The sequence below is a fragment of the Alphaproteobacteria bacterium genome, from assembly GCA_016722515.1.
In the GTDB taxonomy this organism is placed as follows: Bacteria; Pseudomonadota; Alphaproteobacteria; order Rickettsiales; family JADKJE01; genus JADKJE01.
The window spans coordinates 1-4,092 of record JADKJE010000026.1 but is presented as its reverse complement, the minus strand read 5'-3'; the positions used below and the strand labels follow the sequence as shown (position 1 = coordinate 4,092).

The window sequence follows — 4,092 nt, the reverse complement described above, 5'->3', positions numbered from 1 at the left end:
ATAGACCCATCAAATTTATATCGTTGTTTGTAAACGTCGAAGTTAAGCAAGTTTAAACTCCACGTTAAGGTCTTTCGGATACGAAGAAACAAGTTTCACAAATTCCTTATCTTCAAAATGTTTCATCCTTAAATCCATATATGCGCGTGAAATGTCTTTTTGAAAATCAGGAAAAATCGTTTTGTGGCCGATTCCATATGGATGGCTGGGGATGGCAAGTAAAGAATTTTAAATCCTTCTTTCATTGCTCGAAAATTAAAATCGACATCTTCCATTTGCTGGCCTGGCATAATCGACATGCCAAGTAATTTATCTATGACAGGGCGTTTAATATAAATACAAGATGTCGTGACGTGGCATACATACATCGGTTTGTCATAACTCCCGTCATCGTTTGATTTCCAGCCGATATGGCCAACGCCCTCTTGTCTAACAATCCCACCGGCATGTTGAACCTTCTTATCGGGAAACAACAATTTAAATCCAAATATATCTGCCTTGTCGTAATACTCGTTAATTAAGCTAAAAGTTTTATCGTTGATAAACACATCGTCATCGAGCAAGATAACATCGTTTCCGCTGGTCTGTTTAAGTCCGATATTAATTGCTTCAGCCCATGTTTTCCCGCCTGTAATAACATGCAGATAATAAGGCCATGGGATATGGTGAAGATTCTCAAAACAAATAAATGGGTGTGATTTTGGTGAAACCTTGCCGAGTGTCGGAATAATCACATCAACTATTTTCATATTCCACGCTCAACGGTTTGCATCCAGTAATTTTCCTTGATCATTTTCTTGATTGCTTTCTTTGCAATTGACGTATCTTTGCAAGCGATCTCTGGATACAATTTATTTAAAACTGGCAATGCCGCCGCCGGGAAACTCCCGATATGACGAAATTCCCTGTCTGCGCTAAATCCGTTATTCTCACAATTTCTTTTTAAATAATTTATACGCATGTAATCATCAATCTTGACGTTATTAGTAACGATGATTTCATCACCTTTAATCTCAAGTGTTTGTTCTGGTAAATTTTTAGATGTAATTATCATGGTTTTAAAAGTCCCGGTGAGGGGCGGTGTGCCCCCACCAGGGGTTAAACTTAGGTCAAGTTCTTAACAACACCGCTGGCTTTCTCATTGAGAGATTCCAGCGTGCATTCTGCAACAACGAGGAATTTCTTTGAGTCACCCGTCGCGGCAAGTTCTTTTTGTTTGATAGGACGCAGCCATGCTTTTCTAAATTTCGCCATTTCAAGCGCGAAGATTTGGTTAGCAAGGGCCGAGTTCATCACATGCGAAAGAACCAGCTTCATAACTCCAAACGGTGATTCGTAAACATCAACGGAGTTCACAATCTTCTTTGCATCGGCAGTCACGTTTTTGGTCATGCCTGGGAAGTTGGTTGTGTTGTTGAAGGCAATCTTCTGAGCGCCACCCGTCAAAATAACATCTGGATCGCCACCGGCGGCCCAAACGGTTTGAAGGAGAGCGTCTAAGATTGTACTTGTCGAAGATCGGTTAGCAGTAGCAGAGGAGATGTTTGTCACAACCCATCCAGCCAACCCTTTTAATTGACGAGCCGTACCAGACGCGCCAGACGCGGCGGCTGAATTAACGACGAAGCTGTATTCAATGTCTGTGGCAAGTTCTTTTAATGCTTTTTGCAATTGATATCCGCTTTCCGAAGATCGGCCAGCTTTTTCAACGGCTTCCTGAGTTTCAGTAATAACGAATTTCTTGTCATGAATTTGACAATAGTTGTTAATACGCGAAGGAGCGGTAACGGCTGTTGCTGTCGTGTCATTACCTTCGATTTGGGCGTTCGCAGTAGGCGAAGCTAATGTGTCTGTTAACCATTCATGCAATGTCGAAGTTGCACGAGTCGAGCCGGTCATGCTCAACACGGGCGTTTTGGTCGGGCTGATCATGGTAATAATATCGATCAAGTCCTCCCGATTTCCAACCGCCGCATAAGTGGCGTATGAGTTTGTAGGGTATCCCATTTTCTTATTTCTCCATTTTTAATGGAAGTTAAATAACAGAACCTTTTAACCGGAGTAATTCTTGTATGGCTTCTTTGTTGCCTGGATTTTCACGCGCAAATTTAACGGCTGATTTGTATTTCGTATTCCAATCGTCATTAACACCATTTGAGACTTGATCCCCGGACCCAACTCGAACGACGGGTGGAGACGGTCTTTTTATGGCTACTGGCGGCCTTGGAGTTTCGTTTTGTCTTTGAACGGAACTTTTTAATTCCTGCGCTTTCATTTTGAAGTAAAGAGCTTTCGCCCCTTCAGGTGTGTTGTAGTAGTTGAACAAATTATCATCTTCAACTGTGGCAACCGCTTGTTCTATTTTCGGTATGTATTCCAAGAAATCGTCAAATCCATCGGCCTTTAGTTCATTGGCCAATCGTTGACGGTTATTCTGGTATACCACCGGCCCAAGTGATTGTTGAAGATTATTAATCTGCTGTTCTAACTGTGCGATCCTGAGTGCTTCCATCTGCGCTTGCCGATTTGAAATGGGTTGTTGCTCTTGACTATGTGTAGGTTCAGGTCTAGCCTGTTGCCTTAATTCTTGTCTTAGAGCCTCTAACTGGCGTTCTTCGGCAATTCTCTGGGCTTTCTGAGTTATTGCCGCATCCGTTTGATCCATTCGATTCAAATCACTAGTTTAACTTCGCGTTTTTGTCCATTTATGTTTTGAACAACCACATAATCGCCCATCTGGTCGAGGTCTAAGACCTTTAAACTTTCAGGTTGATTTTGTTCTTGTCCTTCCGGTTTAACTGGTTGTTGATTAACTTCGTTATTTTCCACCTTTTCAGGTGAAATCTGTGCCTCTGGCTCTGGCGGTTCCGGGGCCGGAGTCGGTTCAGCTTGTGGCTGAGCCTCTTGTTGTTCTTCTGGTTCAGGCATAAAATCAGGGAACAACTTATCTGTCGTCCCTTCATCTGTTAGTGAATCAACCTGAACTGCGGCTTTAACAACCTTAGCATTGGCAATTTGAACACCGCTGCTTTCGATTGTTGACATTTGTGAATGTGATACTTGTGCTGGGGTAGATTGAATTGCTTCAACACCCGATTTTCTAGGTACTCCTTTAGGCCATCCCATCTTTATCGCCCTCCTTAAGGGTAGATATTTCCATCAAAGACGCCTTTGCTCCATCACCTTGCGAGATCAAGGCATCTAAAAGTTGACGTGGCTTATCAGCCGCCAAAAACATTTGCTGAGCTTTTAATCTGTCAGAATCATCTTTGGCATTCTTAAGAGTATTAACCGCTTGCATTTCAATTGTTTTCAAAATTGTTTCATCGAACCACGCCCATTCAGCCGAATATTTAAATCCTTTGGCTTTTGAGCCTTCCTTGATTTGGTTCTCCCAAATCACATACTGTTCATGTGGAAATTCAACTGAGGACATTAAGCAACCCCGCTGGTTCTGGATTCATTTGGTTCATCTGGCTTGAAGGGTCCATCACATTTCTTGGCTGACTGGCGATCCCCTTTGGTTCTTGGCCTTGTTGTGGCGGTGGGGGCGGTAAGGCCTGGATATCGTATTCAGTCGAATTTTTAACACCCAATATAGGGAGCAAATGTTCAAACACCTTCATGGGATTTTTAAATTTGATCTCTGCTGGATTAACAACGCCAGCTTGGACAAGTTGAAATAGTGACTGGTTCGCCTGTGTCATCCGATCTGCAATAAGCAAAAACTTGTTTGTTTGAGCTTGCTTATTAATCGCCAAATTCAGTTTTAGATCGAAATCGCCCTGGATCACTTCCCTTGGCGGGATAGTTATCGTCGGCTTGTCTCCAATCGAGTACAGTCCCAGTAATATTTCTGACAAAATCGTCGTGTCATAGACCTGTTCAATTCTCATTAGATATCGGAAAGCGGGAATAAAAGCGGAATAGGCAAGGTTCTTAATCACCATAGCCAACTTCTTATTGGCGTTTTGGAGTTGTTGACTAGACGCTGTGGCGGTATCCTCGTTTGTGGGGGTTCCCAACAAATTAGGCGGGAGTCCATTTTCATAATAGTCTTGCTCTGTCCTGGCCCGTGATGGCGCGGTGATA

At 42.8% G+C, this 4,092-nt stretch carries 7 protein-coding genes; all 7 read right to left on the bottom strand.

Translation table 11 applies throughout. The features are described from left to right. Nucleotides 1-128: 128 nt before the first annotated feature. Nucleotides 129-749, bottom strand: a complete 621-nt coding sequence (locus IPP74_15450) for a hypothetical protein (protein ID MBL0320669.1) — start codon at nucleotides 747-749, stop codon at nucleotides 129-131. Then, the gene (locus IPP74_15445; protein MBL0320668.1) at nucleotides 746-1,054 is read right to left on the bottom strand and encodes a hypothetical protein; all 309 of its coding nucleotides are present in this window, start codon (nucleotides 1,052-1,054) and stop codon (nucleotides 746-748) included. The genes IPP74_15450 and IPP74_15445 overlap by 4 nt, the downstream gene beginning before the upstream one ends. 50 nt (nucleotides 1,055-1,104) lie before the next feature. Beyond that, nucleotides 1,105-2,007 (bottom strand): DUF5309 family protein, encoded by a 903-nt coding sequence (locus IPP74_15440; GenBank protein MBL0320667.1) that lies wholly within the window; start codon nucleotides 2,005-2,007, stop codon nucleotides 1,105-1,107. Between the two features lie 28 nt (nucleotides 2,008-2,035). After that, nucleotides 2,036-2,665, bottom strand: a complete 630-nt coding sequence (locus IPP74_15435) for a hypothetical protein (GenBank protein MBL0320666.1) — start codon at nucleotides 2,663-2,665, stop codon at nucleotides 2,036-2,038. Between the two features lie 5 nt (nucleotides 2,666-2,670). Continuing rightward, nucleotides 2,671-3,126 (bottom strand): hypothetical protein, encoded by a 456-nt coding sequence (locus IPP74_15430; protein ID MBL0320665.1) that lies wholly within the window; start codon nucleotides 3,124-3,126, stop codon nucleotides 2,671-2,673. Next, on the bottom strand, nucleotides 3,113-3,436 hold the full coding sequence (locus IPP74_15425) for a hypothetical protein (protein ID MBL0320664.1): 324 nt from the start codon (nucleotides 3,434-3,436) through the stop codon (nucleotides 3,113-3,115). Before IPP74_15425 ends, IPP74_15430 begins: the two co-directional genes overlap by 14 nt. Beyond that, nucleotides 3,423-4,092: hypothetical protein (locus IPP74_15420; protein MBL0320663.1), on the bottom strand; the 670-nt coding region annotated here is incomplete at its 5' end. The genes IPP74_15420 and IPP74_15425, both read right to left, overlap by 14 nt.